The sequence below is a fragment of the Sulfurimonas sp. ST-25 genome (assembly GCF_048079205.1).
GTDB classification, from domain to species: domain Bacteria; phylum Campylobacterota; class Campylobacteria; order Campylobacterales; family Sulfurimonadaceae; genus Thiomicrolovo; species Thiomicrolovo sulfuroxydans.
In genome coordinates this window covers 993929-1011503 of record NZ_CP182225.1, presented here as the reverse complement: position 1 = coordinate 1011503, position 17575 = coordinate 993929, and the positions used below count along the sequence as shown (strand labels likewise).

The window sequence follows — 17575 nt, the reverse complement described above, 5'->3', positions numbered from 1 at the left end:
TTGTCGTCCGGATACGCAGCATTGTACTCTTATGAGCTTAAAATATATGAAACACAATAAATTTTATAAAAACATAAATAAACATACTATAGAAATTAATTGCCGGAAGGTCTGTACTGTTTCTCCTGGCCGAGGCGGTAGAGGGCGAAGTCATACTTCACGGGGTCATCCGGATCGAAACGTTTGAGGGTCTCCGTCAGCTCCGCCACGGCCTGAAGGTCGTAGTTCTTTCGCTTCAGAAGTCCCAGTCGGTGCGACACGTTGAACGTATGGGTATCGAGGGGCATTAGCAGATCGGATGTGCCGACGCCTTGCCAGAGCCCAAAATCGATGGCGTCGCTGCGGACCATCCAGCGCAGGAACATCAGCCACCGCTTCATCGGCGCGCCCCCTTTGTACTTCGTTACTTCGCGCCCGATGAGAAATCGGTATCCGCGGCTCTCATAACCGTTGAGCGCCTGCATCTTCGCTATCACGGCATTCACGCCCTCAATCACGGAACGGTTGGGCCGGTACGCCTCCGTGAACAGCGCTTCGATATCGCCTTCGAGCTTCAGACGCCGCAGGGTGATAAAGAATTCGATGATGTCCGTACGGTTCTGGAAACGGTAGTATTGCCCCTCGAATGCCCGGCGGATCACGGCTTCCTCCGCATCCAGCAAACTGAAATCGAGATGGTCGAGGAATCGAACGATCAGATCGGCACGTCCGTAGGCGAAAAGCGCGCATACGAGTGCACTGTAGGGCTCCTGGTAACGCCGTGCGACAAGGATGGGATCGGGACGCTCGTAGGAGATCTCCAGCGCATGGTTGCGCTGCCGCATCTCTGCATCCAGAAGTGTTTTTAAATCCTGTTCGTTCATGGAGAAGGAAGAGATGTGCGCATCACCCGTGTGCCTCCCGAAGGGAGTCCCCCCAGGGGCTTAACGTGGTCTGAAGGGCCGGCGCACCGGCGATATTAAAATTTAAATGACTCGCCAAGGTAATGCCGCCGGACATCTTCGTTGACCATAATCTCGGCGCTTGTACCCGACGCGAGGAGCGTCCCGCTCTTGATGACGTAGGCACGGTCGCAGACGTCGAGGGTCTCGCGGACGTTATGGTCGGTGATCAGCACGCCGATGTCGTGTTTGACGAGCTGCTCGACGACCTTCTGGATATCCAGGACCGCCAGCGGGTCGACCCCGGCGAAGGGTTCGTCGAGCAATAAGAAGCGGGGACGGGCGACGAGAGCGCGGGCAATCTCGGCGCGGCGGCGCTCCCCGCCCGAGAGGCTGATCCCCTTGCGGTAGCGGATCGGTTCGATGTTGAAGATATCAAGCATCTCATCGATACGCTCGCGCTGTTCCTTCTTGTTCTTGATCACCGCCTGCGCCGCGACCATCAGGTTCTCTTCGACCGTGAGGTCCTTGAAGATGGAGGCTTCCTGCGGCAGATAGCCGATGCCCGACCGGGCCCGGGCATGCATCGGATAGCTCGAGATGTTTTTCTCGTCGATAAAGACTTCGCCGCCCGTCGCTTCGACAAGGCCGCAGATCATATAGAAAGTCGTGGTTTTGCCCGCCCCGTTGGGCCCGAGCAGGCCGACGACCTCTCCGGTGTTGACCTCCAAAGAGACTCCGCGGACGATTTCGGTCTGTTTGATCGTCTTGACCAACTCCTGGGCGCTCAGTTTATGCATGGTAGACCTTGTAACAGCGTGCGTCGGGAGCGCACTTTTCGATTTCAATGACAACGGCGGGGATCTCCGCCATCTTCAGCATCTCTATAAGGGTTTCGTCACCCCATTCGATGAAATGATAGCCCGGTTTTTCCAACTCTTCAAGGAGCCCCAGGGCGAGGAAATGCTCGATGCCGTGGTTGTAGATGTCGTAGTGGAACATCTGGTCGCCGTAGCACTGCTGCAGCGAAAAGGTCGGCGAGGTGACCGGTTCGTCAATATCGAGATGGCGCGCCGCGGCCTGGGTCAGCGTCGTCTTGCCGCTGGCGAGGTCGCCCTGCAAGATCACGACGCCGCCCCGCGGCAGCGCGTCCATCATGGCGCCGACCACCCGGTCCAGGTCCTCCTTGCCGCATTTGAGCTGTCTCACAGTTTTGCGGAGACCTCGATGATCTGCGCCAGCTTGGCCTTTGCCCGTCCGCTCTGCAGCCCCTCGTCGGCCATCTCAAGCCCCTCCTGGATATCCCGCGCCTTCCCGTCGACGATGAAGGCGTTGGCCGCGTTGATGCGGACAATATCGCGCTGTGCGTCCGTCGCACGGTTTTCAAAGATATTCCTCAAAATCGCGGCATTCGCATCCGCGTCACCGCCGACGATCGCCTCAAGGGGCTGACGCGGAATGCCGTAGAGGGCGGGATCGATCTCGTACTCGGTGATCCCCTTCTCATCCACACGGGCAGCGTAGGTGATGTCGGAGATGCTGATCTCGTCCATCCGCTCCTTCGAACTGACGACGATCGCCGACGTCACGTCGTTGATCTTCAGTGCTTCCGCAATTTTCGGCACGAAGCTTCTATCGAAGACGCCGAGCATGATCTTCCCGACGCCGGCAGGATTGGTCAGCGGGCCGAGAACGTTGAAAATCGTCTTTTCGGGGATGCTTTTGCGCACCGGCATGATGAACTTCATCGCCGGGTGGTGGTTCTGGGCGAACATGAAAGTAAAGCCCGTCTCCTCGAGCAGGCGCGCGGTCTGTTCGATGCCAAGATCGAGCCTGACCCCCAGGGCTTCGAACATATCGGCACTGCCCGATTTCGAGGTGACGGAGCGGCTGCCGTGCTTGGCGACGTAGGAACCCATCGAGGCGCAGAGGATCGCCACCGTCGAGGAGATATTGAAACTGCCGATCTTGTCGCCCCCCGTGCCGACGATGTCGATCAACTCCGGGCGCAGCGTTTCGTCCACGGGCAGCGCGATGGCGTTGGCGCGCATCACGGATGCCGCGGCGGCCAGCGCCTCGACCGGCATCGTTTCATCCAGTTTCATCGAGAGCAGGAAGTCGCGCATCTGCGCATCGTCCATCTCATGCCGGAAAAGGCGTTCAAACGCGGCTTTGGCTTCGCTGTAGGTCAATTCAGTTCCTTTACGTATTCGCTTTGCATCGATTTGGGTGTGGATTTCGTCGTCGGGATCTGCAGCACTTCGTAGCGCTTCTCCCCCTTGAGGTAGGCGATGGCAACAATGTCCCCCACCGCGACGTTCTTGCTCGCCTTGACGCTCTGGCCGTTGATGCTGACGACCCCGTTGGCAAGCATATCCTGCGCCACGGTGCGGCGCTTCGTGATGTTGACCGCATTCAGAAATTTATCTATTCTCATGCGGTAATTGTAGGGAATGATTACTAAATCCGCCGTTACGGCAGGTACTTTCTCGCCTCTTTCAATACATCATGCAGGTGGCGGTCGAAATCGCTTTTGAGCGCGAGCAGTTTGCTGTTCTCCAGGTTCCGCGACAAGCCGACATTGAGGGCCTCGCAGACCTGTACCATGTGGGTCGCGCCGATATTGGCGCTGACGCCTTTGATGTCGTGCGCCAGTTTCTTGGCGGCATCAAAGTTCCCCGTCTTAATAAAGACCTCCAGCGTCTGGTCCGCGCTGGCGTACAGCGTGACATACTCCTCGAGGATCTCGCCGTAGAGCTCCGCATCGCCGCTGGCGCGCATGAGGCCGTCCCTGGCCGCAAGGACCTCCGTATTGGCGAACGCGGTTCCCTTCAGCGGCGACGTTGCCGTGCGGGCCGGCGTCTTGGCTGCCGGGGCCGCCGTCTTGACGAAGCGGCTGAACACCGTATAGAGCCGCCCCACCTGTACCGGTTTGGTCAGGTGCGCGTTCATCCCGAGCGCGTACATCTTCGCGATCTCCTCGGGCAGCCCCAGACCGGTCAGCGAGACGATCGGCATATCGTCGTACTGCGCGTCCGAACGGATGTGGCGCGTCGCTTCGTAGCCGTCCATGACCGGCATGTTGATATCCATCAGCACGAGGTCGAAACGGTTTTTCGGGTCCTGCACCGCTTCAAGGGCTTCGACGCCGTCGCCGGCCATGGTCACCCTGATGCCGCTGCCGTTGAAGAGGCTCAGCAGTACCTTCTGGTTGATCAGGTTGTCTTCGACGATCAGGACCGACGCCCCCGCGAAGGCACTGAAGCTCTGCTTCGTGATGTTCGGCGTTTCCGGGACATCCTCATAGTGCTGCTCCGTGATCGCTTTGGGCGACGTGTGCCGCGGCGTCACGCCCTCGGTATCGACCTCTTTGATACTGTCTTCGAAAAGGTCGACGATCAGGTCGTAGATACGCTGCAGGTTCAGCGGTTTCATGATCCGCGCATCGATCATCGATTTAAGCGCTGAGACGTCGTGGGGCTCGTTCATCATGCTCCCCGCCAGGACGACCTTGTTGTCCGTTTCGCTCTTGACCCGCTTTATCAGGGCCTGTACGTCCGGCGTAAAGGCATCTTCGGCGATAATGACGACCTCGCTTTCGAAGAGGATATCGCTCTTGTTGCGGATCGCCCCCAGCGATCGGACGCTAACGTCGTTTTTGAAGTACTCCAGCATCTTTTTGAGCGCATCCGCCGCCGTCGGCTGCACCTCGACGATCACGAAGCTGTGCCCCGTGAAGGCCTTGGCCGGGAGACGGTAGTGGCGTTTTTCGTTGACGTCCGGCACTTCCAGCGGGATTGTCAGAATGAAATCGCTCCCTTTGCTTATGACGCTTTTGATCTCGATGGCACCGCCCATCATCTCGATCAGCGCACGGGAGATGTAGAGCCCCAGTCCCGTCTCTTTCAGATCGTTGGCCGAAGAGAAGGGTTCAAAGATATCGTTGAAACGTTTCGGGTCAATACCGATGCCCGTGTCGGAGATGATAAACTCCAGCATCACCTTCCCGCCCTTGTCCGGCAGACGCCGGATATGGAGCTTTACTTCCCCGGCTTCGGTGAACTTCATGGCATTGCTCATCAGGTTGGTGAGCACCTGCCCCAGGCGCAGCGAATCCCCGATAAACTTGGCCGGTACGCCCTTCTCGATGTCGAAGATGAATTCGACCCCGCGGCCCCGTGCTCGGCTACTGACCGTCCCCGCCATCTCGTCGAGGACGTTGTTGATATTGAACAGTTCATGCCGCAGCTTGACCTTGTCGGACTTGAGGTTCAGGAAGTCGATCAGGTCATTCGTGATGTCCAGGAGCAGTTCGTCGGAATGCTTGATCTTCTCCAGTTCACGGCTCTGTTCCGGGTCGAGCTGCGTCTGCAGGATCTTCTCGCTGCTGGTGCTGATCTCCTTGGCCGGCTGCCGGATCTTCTCGCCGACGTTGACCATGATGTCTTCTTGGTGTTCGAGCATCTGCTCGAGCTCTTCATGCTCTTTTTTGAGCACGCGGCTTATTTTTGACAGCTTCTGTTTCTGATAGAGGGCGAAGAGGATTAGCAGCAGCAAGAGCGCTCCGAGGATCATCAGCGCGATCAGAATCTTTTCGGAGGGGATCCCCTTCGAAGGCCTGTCGACATAGATGGTCTTGACCTCCGGTTCGGCCGGGATATAGACGGTTTTGATCTCCGGTTCGGCGGGAACATAGACCGTTTTCACCTCCACCTTCGGCTCGGGTTCGGCTGCAGGCACTTCATCGCCGCGGTGGGTGTAGACATAGGCGTCCGGGAAATAGCGCTGTACCTTTTCCAGCACCTTGGAGACGACCTCGCTGTCGCGGAGCGGCTCGACGCTGGTGATGTAGTGACGCCCCGACCGTCGGCTGACAACCTCGAAATGTTCATTGGCCTGTGCTTCGGCAATGGCGGGATCGGCCGCGAATTTCCGTTTCAGCGTATGGACATAGATATCCATCTCCGCTTTGCTGTTACCCGCGGCAACGACAATGTTCATGTAGGGTTCCGCCGCCATCAATGCCAATGACGCCACGGCGACAAGCGCTGTTATGATCAGTTTATAATTTTGCATCCGCCACCCCCTAACGGATTTTGTATTTCGACTGTTCGATGAACTGATCGAGGGACGAAATCGTCTGTTTGAGAATAAATCCGATGGCATTCGTCAATGCCTCTATCTCCTCCGCATTCCGCTCCCGGCACGCCGTTTCAAGCAGATCCGCAAGGCAGGCGAGTTTATACACACCGAGTTCGGCGAGGGGCTGCTTCATCTTGACGCAGTACTCCGCCGCCTCCCCAAGCTGTCCCTGGCCGATCATCCCCATGATCACGCGGTCGGCCTTGACATACTTCCAGATCGCCTCTTTGAGTTTCTCGACAAAGGCCGTATAGTCATTGCCGCAGTGGGCCAATCCGTCCGCCGCCACGAAGAACTGGTGGGCAGATTTGCAATAGACGCTGCGCTCATTCTGCTCGCCGGCCATGACCGTCCCGTTGAGGAAGGCCTCCACCGCCGAAACGGCTTTCGCTTTTGCCGTGTCCGCTGCGGGAGCGACCTCTTCCGGAATATGCGGCTCGGGGAGCGCTTCTTCCTTAATGGCCTCTTCGACGGCAGGTGCTTCCGGCGCCGCGGCCTCCGACTCTTCCGGAGCCGTGCTGAGCGCATCGGAATAGAGCGCCACCAGCATTTCAAAAACGAACTGCTGGGTGAAGGGTTTATAGATGAGCCAGTCGACGTACTCGAGGGCGCGCTCCTCCACCTCCTGGTGGTTGATCATGCTTTCGATCATCACGATCTTCGGACACGCCTCCCCCAGCTTCTGGATATCCGCATAGAGCTCGTCGCTCCAGTATTCGGAGGAGACCATAACAATATCGTACGACTCCATGAAAGCCAGGTCTGCCACGTTACCGACGCTCACGTCGTGACGGAAGTACTCCAGCATCGGCACCACGGCCTTCGCACTGCCGATATCGTTGTCGACGACCAGGGTCTTGCGCCCGACGCCTTCTTTGTTCGGCAGACGGTAGTGGCGTTTTTCCTTGAGGTTTTCGGCGGAAAGGAGCAGATGGAAATTGACCCGCGTCCCTTTCTTCGGCCGGCTGCTCAGACGGATGCTGCCCTGCATTGCGTGCACAATGTCGCGGGCGCGCTGCAGCCCGCTGCCGCGGATCTCGAACGCCGCCGCCGGGGTGTCGCTGGTGAGCATCGGCATCAGGATCTCTTCGACGACCGTCTCGTCCATCCCGACCCCGTAATCGATCACCTCAAAATGGAGCTCCAGCGCCTCGTCATTGCTTTCGTTCCGACTGATCTGGACAACGACGTCTTCGCGCTTATCGGTGAAATCGATCGCATTCCCGATGATGTCGCTCAGCAGACGGGAGAGCTTGTAGCGGTCTCCGATAACGGCGGAAGGGACATTCTTTTTCATCCGGTAAACGATGGAGATGCGCTTCTCCTGCGCATCAAGAGAGAGAATATTCGCGACATCGCGCAACGTATCGTTGAGGTTGAACGGGGCGTCTTGCAATTCGACCTCTTCGACCGGGACGACTTCCGGCCTCGAGGGCTCTTTTTTCTTAAATAGCTTTCCAAACAGTGCCAATTGTCTGCTCCTTTAACTGGCGAAACCGCTCCTGAACTGCTGTTTTTTAACGACGATCTCTTTTTGCTTCTCTTTGCGGCGCGTATCTTTTTCGACAAAGATCTTTTTCCGGGTCTCCGGATCCATCTCCGTGTAATACATCACCGATGACCACGTCCCCGGCGTCGGCGTGAATACCTGCGCCTGTTCCGGATTCATCTTGAGCTCTTCGGACGTGAAGCGCTTCAGCTCGTGCATGTCCGCTTCCGTACAGCCCGGGTGTGCTGCAATAAGATAGTACGTCAAAAACTGCTTTTTTCCCTCATCTGCGTTTAGTTTATCATAAAGCTTTTTAAAATCGATCAGCGTCTGCTTGCCCGGCTTGCCCATCAGGTCGAGAACGTGCTGCTGTGTGTGCTCCGGAGCCACCTTCATCTGCCCGGAAATATGGTGGCGTACCAGCTCTTTCAGGTAGTCGTAGCCGTGTTGTTTATCCTCGTTGATCAGGTCGTAGCGGATGCCTGAAGCGACAAAGGCCTTTTTGATCCCCGGCACCGCCCGCACCTGGCGCAGCAGATTGATGTTGCGCGAATGGTCTACCTTCATGGAGGAGCAGAGGTGGCGCGAATCGACGCAGCGCTGATGGTCGCAGGTGCCGAGTTTGAGCTTTTTGTTGCACTCGTAGCCGTACATGTTCGCCGTCGGCCCTCCGACGTCGGAGATGATCCCCTTGAAATCGTTGTACTCGGTAAAAGCCTTTGCCTCGCCGACGATGGAGGCCTCCGAGCGGGTACGGATGGTACGCCCCTGGTGTACGCCGATGGCGCAGAAGTTGCATTCGCCCCAGCACCCCTGGTGGGTCATGATGGAGAATTTGATCGTCTCCAGGCATTTCACCTCACCCGCTTGCCTGTGGTAGGGGTGGAGTTCCCGCGTAAAGGGCATGGCGGAGAGGCCGTCCATCTCCGGCTCGCTGAGGTAGTCGCAGGGCGGGTTCTGGATAAGGTAGCGGCCGTCGACCTCCTCGCAGAGGCCCTTGGCGGAGATGGGGTCGTTGTTGTCGTAGAAGTACTGGAACATGTCGATGTAGCGCTCTTTCTCCTTCAGACACTCGGCGTGGGAAGGGAGCTGAATGTAATCGGGCTCCGGGGTTTTGGAGATGTAACAGACCCCGCGTACCGTCGTCGGGTCCTCGCCCTTTTCCAGGGCATGCGTCAGGTCTAGCAACGCGATCTCCCCCATCCCGTAGATCAGGTAGTCCGCCTTGGCGTCAAAGAGGATCGGTTTGCGCAGCTTGTTGCTCCAGTAGTCGTAGTGGGTGATACGGCGCAGGCTCGCTTCGATCCCGCCGAGCACGATCGGGACCGTGTTTTTGAAATGGCGACGGATCAGGTTCGTATAGACCAGGGTTGCACGGTCCGGGCGTTTGTTGTTCTTGCCGCCGGGGGTGTAGTCATCGCTGTTGCGGAACTTCTTTGTCGCTGTGTAGTTGGAGACCATCGAGTCGACGCTCCCGCCGCTCACCCCCCAGAAGAGCCGGGGCTCACCGAGCCGGGTGATGTCCCCGGCGCTCTCAATGTCGGGCTGGCCGATAATACCGACCCGGTACCCCTCACGCTCGAGAATGCGCCCCACCATCGCCACGCCGATAAAGGGCGAATCGATATAGGCGTCCCCGCTAACGAGGATGACGTCGAGCTGTTCCCAGCCGCGGCGCTGCATCTCTTCGGGGGTCGTGACAAGAAAATCTTCGGCGGTAAAACCGTTATCTTTGATGGGTTTGCGGCGACTCAGTGCATCTCCTTCGCAGAAGCAGCGCGCAGTGCGCTCCTTCAAGCATATTAAGGTTAGAATAATATCACAAGAAGTACACGGAGGGGGTGGAAATGGAACTGAGCGACGAGATCATCGAACATATGATGGCGCCGAAAAACTACGGCAAACTGGATGACCCGGGCGGGGTCGGCATAGGCTACGACGAGCGAAGCGGCGAGTATGTCATCCTCTACCTGGGCAAAGACACCGCTGCGGTCAACGAGATCGCCTTTGCGACCAACGGCTGTCAGGACACGGTCGTGCTCGGTTCCGTCTTTACCGAAATGGTCAAAGGCGCGGGCATCGACGAAGCCACGACTATTATGCACAAGATGGAGGAGAAGGTCGCCGACGCCCCCGAAAAGCAGCGGGCCTGCTCGGAGCTCGTCCTGACGGCCTTCAATGCCGCCCTGCAGAACCTGGCACACCGGACGCAGGGCGGGGAGGAGGAGCTGCACCGGCTCCCGATCGCCAGCAGCTGCGCCACGGAGGAGACGAAGTGACACCGGACGTTTTCAAACATAAACACGCCCTCTGGCTGAACATCCTCTTCACCTCCTTCATGCTCGAAGACGACGCGGTAAAGTCCAAGCTCTACGACCATGCCCAGATCGCCTTCCGGCATATGCGCTGGATCGCGCGCGCCCTGGCGGAAAAGGGAACCGCATACACCTATGACCGCGACGTCGACCTCGGCCAGCCCGCCAACAATTCCGAAGCCCTACAGGCACTCATCGGCACCGTCAAGGCCACCATGGCCTTCTATCCTGATTCGGCGCTCTCGGCGCGGATGATCACCGACGACGAATACCTCATCGCAAGGCTGGAGGCCCTGCGCTGCCGCCCCGGAGCCGATGCCCCCGTCACCGCCTTCGACCGCCACCGCACCCTGCCGGGAAAATCCCTCGACCAACCCCAGACCGACGCGCTGACCCTCTTTTTGTTCGAGGAGTCCTACAAAGAGTACGAGCTGATCCTCATCTACGCCTATATGCAGAACGAAAGCGGCAACCTGCTCGAGCGAGACATCTACCAGGACCTGATCGACGAGTCGCAGTTCCACTTGAAGTCCTTCGGGAACATGATGGCGCAGATGGGGATCCTCGCCCTGCCCCGTCCCCTGGATGAACGGACCTACAAGATCAACGATCTCGATGCCTTTATCCGCAACGGCATCGCCGAGGAGGAGAATGCCAAAGAGCAGTGCCGCTCCCTCGCCGAAGCGGTCAGGGATGAGGAGCTCTCCGCCTTTTTCGACTTCATCAACTTCCAGGAGAGCTACCACATCGAACTGATGAAAAAACTGCTGGCTCAGGTATCGCCGAAATAGAGCTCCAGCCAGAACTGGCAGACGTAATTCGGCCGCCAGTTGTACTGCATGTCGTAGTCAATACGGGGGATGACCTCGTAAAAGATCCATCGACGCGCGAACGCCTGTTTCCAGCCGAGACCGATGCTGTACCGGTAGATGCCCGGGGTCATATCGACTGTGGTGACGTTCGTGTCGGCGCTCTGGGGGTTGTCAACCACCGTCCGGCCCGACGCTGACACAAAGGTCCTGAACCCGGTGCCAAAGCGCACCGTATTGAAATAGGAGAGCGACGTCATGTACGCCATACCTTCTCTTTCCGTCTCGGTTGATCGCTGCAGCTGCAGACGCACCAGCTCCTCTTTGGAGATACGGCGGTCGAAATAGAGGTCGGTCTCTTCGTAGAACAATCTCTTGACGGAGTAATCCACATACTGCACCGGCCGGATCAGCCAGTCATAGAAGTTCATGCGGTATTCGATGCGCCCCTGCGTGAAAGGGTTGGTCAACCCCCGGAAACCGGCGGAAACGCTCGCTTTGACGTCTCTGAGAAAATCCGGCAGGAAGTAGCGCGCCCCGACGCCCGTCGTTTCGTTGATCTGGCCGTTTTCGGAGATGACATCCTTGTCTTTGTCCACCAGCGGGTCGCCGACAAAGATCTGCAGCTGTTCCTGGGTATGGGGCAGTTTCATCGCGAAGCGGATGTTGTTGAGGAACTTCCACCCCTCCTCCTTGTTATACTCAGCCCCGCCGCGCAGGATCAGGTAGCTCTCCTCACCGCTGTACAAGTAGGTATCGTCATGGAAGAGCTCGTTAAAGTAGTCTGAGAGCCCTTCGCTGGCATTGCCGTCCCGGGGGACCCTGCGGCGTTTTTTTTTCGATTCGCGCCCGCCCCAGCTGGACAACTGCTGATCCGCATTGGCCGAAAAGACATGCACCTTCTGCGTCACGTCCGCGTGAAACGCGTCGAGGTACTCCATGCTGCTCTCGAACCACCCCTGCTCCTCCAGCAGATACATCTTCCAGTCCGTCACACTGATCGCGCGACGCACGTTGGTCTCATTCACCAGGGCGCTGCAGTTGCATTCGGGAACGGGACCGTCAAAGACGGAGGGAAAGGCGGGCGGTTCCACCTGTGCCGACAGGGATGCCGCTAAGAGAAAGAGAAGAAAAAGGTAAACGGGCACCGGCTTTTTCATGCCCAGAGTATAACATTACAGCGCCGTTTTCACGAACGGATGTTTTAAAGCGCTTTAAATACCAGCAGCATCTTGTCGTTCGTATCGTAGAGCGAGATATTCTTGTAGTGGGTCAGTTTGAGGTTCGGGACGTTGCGGAACCGGTTGAGGGGATGGAACCACTGCACGATCTCCGATTGTTCCTTGGCATAGCACTCCGGCGACGTTTTCGTAAAGAGGGTGAACTGCGTGTGCAGCTCCTCGGCTTCGAAATAGGCGTCGACGGCCAGGAAGTGCTCCTCGTCCTCGTTCGTCATCGTCCCTTCCGCCACATCCGTGAAGCCGTGAAGGGTATTGATGTCGGCGATGAAGATGCCGCCCGGGTTGAGCCGTTGCGCCACGCACTGCAAAAAGACGAAGAGTCCGTCCTTGTCGAGGAAATTGAGCACATCGAAAACGGCGACGGCGGCGTCGTAGCTCCCTTCGACTTCGCAGATCCCCTTGCGCGATACGTTAAGCCCTTTGGCCGCGGCGGCCTTTACCATCACTTCGCTCTGGTCTATGCCCGTACAGACCATGCCTGCTTCCTGCGCCTTCTGCATCAAAGCACCGCGGCCGCAACCGATATCAAGTAGCGATTTTGCCGGGTAGTTTTGCAGGGTATTCAGGTAAAGATCGTGCAGCCGTTCGGTCGATTCCTCGATGCCGAGCAGGTGTTCCGCTTTCGCGTAGAGGTCAAGACTCACTGACGACCTTGTTGATCTTTTCGTAGATGTCGAGGATCTCCGCTTTTTTCTCGAAGTAGCTGTTCTTGTTGGCGATCAGGTGCGTCGTCGACTCCATGATCTCCTCGACGACCTCCAGGCCGTTTTGTTTCATCGTCGTTCCGGTCTCGACGATATCGACGATCATATCTGCCAGCCCGACCAGCGGGGCGAGTTCGATGGAGCCGTAGAGCTTGATGACATCGGCGGCAACGGCGCGCTCGGCGAAGTAGCGCTTGGTGATGTTGACCATCTTCGTCGCGACCTTGATCTCCGGCTTGGTGAGGTCAAGCTTCTCGCCCTGCTTCATCCCGATGGCGACGCGGCAGTAGCCGCGGCCGAGGTCCAGCAGGCGGATCACGTCGAGTCCCTGCTCTTCGAGGGTATCAAGCCCCACGACGCCGATGTCGGCTGCCTGGTGGTAGACATAGGTCGCCACGTCCTGGTTACGTACCAGCAGAAAACGGAAGTTCGGCGTATCGAGAATCAGCTTGCGGTCGTCGAAAGCAAATGTCTCTCCAAAAATCGTCTCGAAAATTTCGAGGGTCTCTTTGGCGATTCTGCCCTTCGGCAGCGCGACGGTCAACATAGTCCAGCCTTTTGAATGATCTTTTTCATGCCCGAAAACAGCAACAGCGGCGCATAGTTCGGCGTGCTGAACAGCGGCATGAGCAGAGATGCGTCCCCGCCGGTGAGGTAGACCGGCAGGCCGTAACCGGACACCTCTTTGGCCAAAAGGCCCAGGGCACCGTAACTGATCGCATCCCGCGTATTTTTCGGCATTTTATCCAATTGCATATCAAAATTGAATGAGCTGTCCAGGCGCGGAGAGATGCGGCGGTAGGTCTCCAAGAGCGCCGACACCCCCGGGTAGATGAATCCCCCCTCAAAACGCCCTCCGCGCACGACGTCGACCGTGATGGCGCTGCCGGCATCGACAATGACCCCCTCTTCCACCGCTTCGCAGGCGGCGACCCTGTCGATGCCCATTGTCGCGTAGTAGTCGTGCCAATCGATCGCGGGACGCAGATCGGTCCAGTTCTCCAGCCCGTCCAGGCGGGACTGGAGCGCGGCATTGACGTTGATGTAGTAGACGGGAACCCGCACGCCGGCGGGATCGAATGCAGCGGCATCCTCCCGGTAATCGCGCCCCTGCTTATCGTCGTAGAAGTGGAAAGAGGTGTTGCCGATATCACATAAAAGCATTAGTAAATTCCACCTTAACTTAATGGGGCGAATAAAGCGCCAAGGGCGCAAGGGCCCGCCGCCGATGTAGCGAGCGCAATTCCGCAGGGCGTTTAGCCCGAGGACAACACAAACACAGTGTCAACGTAGTTGCAGGGGCTTCGCTCCTGCAGCGTATCATTAAATAAGCTTCCAGCCTTGCTGTTTAAAGGCGGCTTTAGCCTTGGAGCAGAGCGGCGCGTCGATCATCAAGACGCGGTGTTTGAAAGCGTGGTCCGCGTACAGTTCCAGCTTGCGCAGGATGACGTCGAGCTTCTCCACGTCTTTCATCACGACCCGGCTCTTCTGGGCGACCACGAAAATCGCCGTGTAATACCCCTGTCGGTCCGTCGCACTGAAGAGACGGATACGGTTGCGGATTCCCAGTGCCTTCGGCTGAACTTCATCAAGATTTTTGTAGATGAGTCCGTTGGCATTAAGGCGGTCGATGATGGGTTTGAACATGGTGCGTGTCTCTTCGTAGTGGAGCATTTTCATAGTGCAATTATAGCGCACGAATCGATGGCGGGCAGCATCACTCCTCTAAAGACCATTGCGGCAACGGTTCGAAGACCACGCGGTTTCGCCCCTGCGCCTTAGCACGGTAAAGCATCCTGTCTGCTGCGGCGAGCAGCGTCTCAACCCTTTCTCCGTGCCCCGGAAGCAAAGAAACACCGCCGATGCTTGTCGTCACTCGTCGTTTTCCGGCATCGAATGCAAGCCCGAGGGCCTCGATTTCCCTTCGAATCGACGCGGCGGTTTCCTGATGTACTTTCATGTCGTTCCCGCCTAAAACGACGGCAAATTCGTCCCCGCCCAAGCGCGCCGCCAGGTCATCCGCCCTGCGGGTATGTTCATGCAGTACTCCGGCCACTTTGACCAGGCCGTCATCCCCCGCGGGATGGCCGAGCGCATCATTGAACGATTTGAAATTATCCAGATCCAATTCCAGCAGGGTCACGGAAGCGCTGTTCCGCGCACCCCGCTGGAGCGCTTCTTGAACGAATTCATTGAAGCGCCGGCGGTTCGCCAACCCAGTCAGGGGGTCATGCCGGGAGAGAAAGGCCGCATGCTCCTCCGCCAGGCGCCGCTGTGTGATGTCGTGATGTGTGATGACGAAGAGCATTTTTCCGCTTCCCTCCAGCGGCTTGACATGCATCATGAACCAGCGTTTCTTTTCCGGACTGTGGCAAGGGTACTCGTACCTAAAATCGGCCCGCTTTCCCTTGATAACATCCAAGATACCTGCCGAGACCTCCATGGCCAAGGCATCGCCGGAAAAAACCGACGCCTCCACGACCTGAAGATAGTTACTGCCGACAGAAGCAAACGTTTCAACGATCCCGTTTTCCGCTCCGAAGGCTTTCCAGGCGGCATTGACATCGATAATCGTTCCGCTGCGGTCGATCACCGCAATCTGCTCATCAATGGAGTTGAAAACTTGTGTATGCAGACGTGCCGCGCCGACCATCCTTCACTCCTTCCCTTTGGCTGAGACGTACTGTCGCAACTGCCGGTCGTGCATCCGTCTCAGTAGCAGGAGCGCGGCTAGGGCACCGAACAGGGCGTACCCCATATCCGACTGCGTATCCCAGACGTACCCCTGCGTCCCTAAGAACGCGTCCGCGGCCTCCTCGCTGAGCAGCGCGACCCACCACTCGATGAGTTCGTAAAAAGCACTGAGCCCCAGGCAGAAGCTGACGATGAAAAAGAAGCGCCACCCCTCCCCGCGGATCACATCCAGACGGATCGTCACTTCCCGCGCGATCAACGCCGGTACGAACCCCTGGGCGAAATGGCCGACCTTGTCGTAGTTGTTGCGGCTGCTCTCAAGCAAGCCGTCGAAAAACGGCACTTCGGCATAGGTGTAGTGGCCGCCGATCATCAAAATAGTGCTGTGCGCGAGGATCAGCCAGTAGAGTAGCGGCGTCAGGGGAAAACGGCGGTAGGTTACGGCCAGCACGACAAAGCCGATAACCGCGGGGGCCACTTCCAGTACCCAGGTCAGACGGTCTTTCGGTGCGATTCCGGACCAGAGCAGGACGGTGGCAAAGATCACGGTCCACGCGAGGAGCGCGCCGCGTCCCATGCTAGCGGCCGTAGTACGCCATCAGCGACGCCTTTGCAATGGCATGGGCGTTGAGCATGTACCCCACCAACGCCGGCATCGCCGAGGCGTCCAGGTCGAGAGCCGCGACGTCGAGGGCGTAGACCGTGAAGACGTAGCGGTGCGGGCGGTCGCCGACCGGCGGGCAAGCCCCGCCGAAGCCTGCCTGACCAAAGCTCGTCATGCTCTGTACGGCTGTTTTGGGCATCAGACCTTTGGCACCGTTCCCGGCACCGGAAGGCAGAGAGGTCACCGTTGCGGGCAGGTTAAAGACAACCCAGTGCCACCAGCCGCTGCCCGTCGGCGCATCCGGATCATACACCGTCACGGCAAAACTCTTCGTCTCCTTGGGCGCATTCGCCCACTGCAGCGCCGGCGAAACATTTTCGCCGCTGCACCCGAAGCCGTTAAAGACCTCCTTCATGGTCAGCTGTCCCTGAAGGTCGCTGCTCGTCAGCGTAAAATTCCCGGCGTGCAGCCATGCGGCGGCAACCAGCAGAACACTCATAACTGCTTTCATGATGACTCCTTTGAGCGTAAATCGAACGTCACCCATTATACACTACCGAAACGGACCCGCCGCCCCGGTCAGCCAATGTAGGAACGGACCGTGTCAAAGAAGCGCTGGTGATCCCCGCACATCACCGATTTGCGCGAAAAATCCACCCCTTCCCCGCCGAGCCGATTGGCGACAAAGCCCCCGCCGCAGACCTCGTAGTGTCCGCAGGCAACGCACTCCGGCGGCAGCGTTTCGCGCAGATCGGTGCAGCGGCGGATGACCGGGTCCTGCGCGGCCGTCTCCAGCCCGTGCTCGCGGACGTTGAATTCCGTCCGTACCGCCCCGTCGGCAAAATAGCGCAGGTAGTCATGGCGTTCATACTGCCCGTCGCTGTTGACGATGACGCTGTTGAGCCTTTCGCCCCCGACGCCGTCGCCGTGGTGCGAAGAGCCCAGCATCCGCTTGATCGCGTCGCGGAAGATGCGGATATCAATCGAGGGGTCGTCCGCCTCTGCCCACAGCCGGAAAAGCTCGGCGTACCACGCCCCGTAATCATGCGTTGGGGGCGCATCGTAGTTGTAGTGGATGGGCCAGAGCACGCTGACACGCTTTTTCGGCAGCGTCTTGATCCAGGCAAGATAGTCTTCGGGCGGGATGTCGGGGTCCGCCACGCTCAGGACTCCGCCGAAAAAGGGGAGCAGCCCGTCCGCGTCAAGCCGCTTCAGGTTCTCCGCGACCCGCTCGTAGCTGCCGCCTCCCCCTTTTGTGACGCGTCGTTGATCGTTATAGGCCGCCGGTCCGTCCAGGCTTACCCCGATGGAACCGCCCGCCGCCGCGACCCGCTGCAGCAGCGCTGCATCGTAGTCGTAGAGATTCGTCTGCAGACCGATGCTGAGCCGCTTTGTCTCCCGCCGCAGCGCACCGGCCGCCTCCAGGAAAGGGGTCATGGATGCTTCCGGCCACAGCGACGGCTCACCGCCGTGCAGGACGAGGCGTATACGCCGCTCGGGATGTTCCCCAAGATAATCGGCGATACGCTCAAGCGCCTTCAGGCCTGTCTCGAGGGGCATAAATTTCGGGACACGCGTGTAGGTCTTGTCTTCGGAATTGAACATATAACAGTAGGTGCAGTCGAGATTGCACGTTTCGGTCAGTTTGAGGATAACGGAAGCGATCATACAGGTACCCGCCGCCGCGGGAGTGCGG

At 58.3% G+C, this 17575-nt stretch carries 19 protein-coding genes; 2 read left to right on the top strand and 17 right to left on the bottom strand.

From position 1 onward, the window contains the following. Positions 1-95 precede the first annotated feature (95 nt). The 8 genes from ACM66T_RS05135 to ACM66T_RS05100 all read right to left on the bottom strand — a co-directional run bounded on the left by ACM66T_RS05135 (position 96) and on the right by ACM66T_RS05100 (position 9195). Positions 96-824 carry a TIGR02757 family protein gene (locus ACM66T_RS05135; RefSeq protein ID WP_416768844.1) on the bottom strand — a complete coding sequence of 243 codons (729 nt, stop codon included), beginning with the start codon at positions 822-824 and terminating at the stop codon, positions 96-98. 134 nt (positions 825-958) lie between these two features. Then, positions 959-1681, bottom strand: coding sequence for an LPS export ABC transporter ATP-binding protein (lptB, locus tag ACM66T_RS05130; RefSeq protein ID WP_231020957.1), 723 nt, complete (start codon positions 1679-1681; stop codon positions 959-961). Beyond that, entirely contained in the window at positions 1674-2090 is a 417-nt protein-coding gene (gene tsaE, locus ACM66T_RS05125; RefSeq protein ID WP_231020956.1) for a tRNA (adenosine(37)-N6)-threonylcarbamoyltransferase complex ATPase subunit type 1 TsaE, read from the bottom strand. Before tsaE ends, lptB begins: the two co-directional genes overlap by 8 nt. Next, positions 2087-3073, bottom strand: a complete 987-nt coding sequence (trpD, locus tag ACM66T_RS05120) for an anthranilate phosphoribosyltransferase (RefSeq protein ID WP_231020955.1) — start codon at positions 3071-3073, stop codon at positions 2087-2089. The genes tsaE and trpD overlap by 4 nt, the downstream gene beginning before the upstream one ends. Continuing rightward, entirely contained in the window at positions 3070-3318 is a 249-nt protein-coding gene (locus ACM66T_RS05115; RefSeq protein ID WP_231020954.1) for an RNA-binding S4 domain-containing protein, read from the bottom strand. Before ACM66T_RS05115 ends, trpD begins: the two co-directional genes overlap by 4 nt. Positions 3319-3353: 35 nt before the next feature. After that, positions 3354-5957 (bottom strand): ATP-binding protein, encoded by a 2604-nt coding sequence (locus ACM66T_RS05110; protein ID WP_283949357.1) that lies wholly within the window; start codon positions 5955-5957, stop codon positions 3354-3356. Positions 5958-5967: 10 nt separating this feature from the next. Beyond that, a complete protein-coding gene (locus tag ACM66T_RS05105) occupies positions 5968-7494 on the bottom strand; it encodes a sensor histidine kinase (RefSeq protein ID WP_231020953.1) in 1527 nt (508 codons plus the stop codon). Between the two features lie 12 nt (positions 7495-7506). Continuing rightward, entirely contained in the window at positions 7507-9195 is a 1689-nt protein-coding gene (locus tag ACM66T_RS05100) for a YgiQ family radical SAM protein (RefSeq protein WP_416768924.1), read from the bottom strand. 164 nt (positions 9196-9359) lie between these two features. Between ACM66T_RS05100 and ACM66T_RS05095 the strand changes: the two genes are divergently transcribed. Further along, positions 9360-9791, top strand: a complete 432-nt coding sequence (locus ACM66T_RS05095) for an iron-sulfur cluster assembly scaffold protein (protein ID WP_231020952.1) — start codon at positions 9360-9362, stop codon at positions 9789-9791. After that, on the top strand, positions 9788-10618 hold the full coding sequence (locus tag ACM66T_RS05090; RefSeq protein ID WP_416768843.1) for an iron-binding protein: 831 nt from the start codon (positions 9788-9790) through the stop codon (positions 10616-10618). Before ACM66T_RS05095 ends, ACM66T_RS05090 begins: the two co-directional genes overlap by 4 nt. Here ACM66T_RS05090 and ACM66T_RS05085 read toward each other — a convergent pair. From ACM66T_RS05085 to ACM66T_RS05045, 9 genes are all read right to left on the bottom strand, one after another. Further along, a complete protein-coding gene (locus ACM66T_RS05085) occupies positions 10600-11796 on the bottom strand; it encodes a hypothetical protein (protein ID WP_416768842.1) in 1197 nt (398 codons plus the stop codon). The genes ACM66T_RS05090 and ACM66T_RS05085 overlap by 19 nt on opposite strands. Positions 11797-11840: 44 nt before the next feature. Continuing rightward, positions 11841-12521 carry a class I SAM-dependent DNA methyltransferase gene (locus ACM66T_RS05080; protein ID WP_231020949.1) on the bottom strand — a complete coding sequence of 227 codons (681 nt, stop codon included), beginning with the start codon at positions 12519-12521 and terminating at the stop codon, positions 11841-11843. Further along, positions 12511-13128, bottom strand: coding sequence for an ATP phosphoribosyltransferase (gene hisG, locus ACM66T_RS05075; RefSeq protein WP_231020948.1), 618 nt, complete (start codon positions 13126-13128; stop codon positions 12511-12513). The genes ACM66T_RS05080 and hisG overlap by 11 nt, the downstream gene beginning before the upstream one ends. After that, positions 13122-13745, bottom strand: a complete 624-nt coding sequence (locus tag ACM66T_RS05070) for a type III pantothenate kinase (RefSeq protein WP_231020947.1) — start codon at positions 13743-13745, stop codon at positions 13122-13124. The genes hisG and ACM66T_RS05070 overlap by 7 nt, the downstream gene beginning before the upstream one ends. Positions 13746-13904: 159 nt before the next feature. Then, positions 13905-14261: a hypothetical protein gene (locus ACM66T_RS05065; protein WP_231020946.1), complete on the bottom strand. Its 357-nt coding sequence runs from the start codon at positions 14259-14261 to the stop codon at positions 13905-13907. A gap of 37 nt (positions 14262-14298) precedes the next feature. After that, on the bottom strand, positions 14299-15234 hold the full coding sequence (locus ACM66T_RS05060) for a GGDEF domain-containing protein (RefSeq protein ID WP_231020945.1): 936 nt from the start codon (positions 15232-15234) through the stop codon (positions 14299-14301). Between the two features lie 3 nt (positions 15235-15237). Next, the gene (locus tag ACM66T_RS05055; RefSeq protein ID WP_231020944.1) at positions 15238-15852 is read right to left on the bottom strand and encodes a DUF2238 domain-containing protein; all 615 of its coding nucleotides are present in this window, start codon (positions 15850-15852) and stop codon (positions 15238-15240) included. 1 nt (position 15853) lies between these two features. Next, positions 15854-16390: a YbhB/YbcL family Raf kinase inhibitor-like protein gene (locus tag ACM66T_RS05050; protein ID WP_231020943.1), complete on the bottom strand. Its 537-nt coding sequence runs from the start codon at positions 16388-16390 to the stop codon at positions 15854-15856. 68 nt (positions 16391-16458) lie between these two features. After that, positions 16459-17547, bottom strand: a complete 1089-nt coding sequence (locus ACM66T_RS05045) for a radical SAM protein (RefSeq protein ID WP_231020942.1) — start codon at positions 17545-17547, stop codon at positions 16459-16461. Between the last annotated feature and the right edge of the window lie 28 nt (positions 17548-17575).

Coding starts and splice junctions, on each gene's coding strand:
- ACM66T_RS05135 (WP_416768844.1), bottom strand. CDS start 824: ATGCGGCAGCGCAACCATGCGCTGGAGATCTCCTACGAGCGTCCCGAT.
- lptB (WP_231020957.1), bottom strand. CDS start 1,681: ATGCATAAACTGAGCGCCCAGGAGTTGGTCAAGACGATCAAACAGACC.
- ACM66T_RS05115 (WP_231020954.1), bottom strand. CDS start 3,318: ATGAGAATAGATAAATTTCTGAATGCGGTCAACATCACGAAGCGCCGC.
- ACM66T_RS05110 (WP_283949357.1), bottom strand. CDS start 5,957: ATGCAAAATTATAAACTGATCATAACAGCGCTTGTCGCCGTGGCGTCA.
- ACM66T_RS05100 (WP_416768924.1), bottom strand. CDS start 9,195: ATGCAGCGCCGCGGCTGGGAACAGCTCGACGTCATCCTCGTTAGCGGG.
- ACM66T_RS05095 (WP_231020952.1), top strand. CDS start 9,360: ATGGAACTGAGCGACGAGATCATCGAACATATGATGGCGCCGAAAAAC.
- ACM66T_RS05085 (WP_416768842.1), bottom strand. CDS start 11,796: ATGAAAAAGCCGGTGCCCGTTTACCTTTTTCTTCTCTTTCTCTTAGCG.
- hisG (WP_231020948.1), bottom strand. CDS start 13,128: ATGTTGACCGTCGCGCTGCCGAAGGGCAGAATCGCCAAAGAGACCCTC.
- ACM66T_RS05070 (WP_231020947.1), bottom strand. CDS start 13,745: ATGCTTTTATGTGATATCGGCAACACCTCTTTCCACTTCTACGACGAT.
- ACM66T_RS05065 (WP_231020946.1), bottom strand. CDS start 14,261: ATGAAAATGCTCCACTACGAAGAGACACGCACCATGTTCAAACCCATC.
- ACM66T_RS05060 (WP_231020945.1), bottom strand. CDS start 15,234: ATGGTCGGCGCGGCACGTCTGCATACACAAGTTTTCAACTCCATTGAT.
- ACM66T_RS05055 (WP_231020944.1), bottom strand. CDS start 15,852: ATGGGACGCGGCGCGCTCCTCGCGTGGACCGTGATCTTTGCCACCGTC.
- ACM66T_RS05050 (WP_231020943.1), bottom strand. CDS start 16,390: ATGAAAGCAGTTATGAGTGTTCTGCTGGTTGCCGCCGCATGGCTGCAC.
- ACM66T_RS05045 (WP_231020942.1), bottom strand. CDS start 17,547: ATGATCGCTTCCGTTATCCTCAAACTGACCGAAACGTGCAATCTCGAC.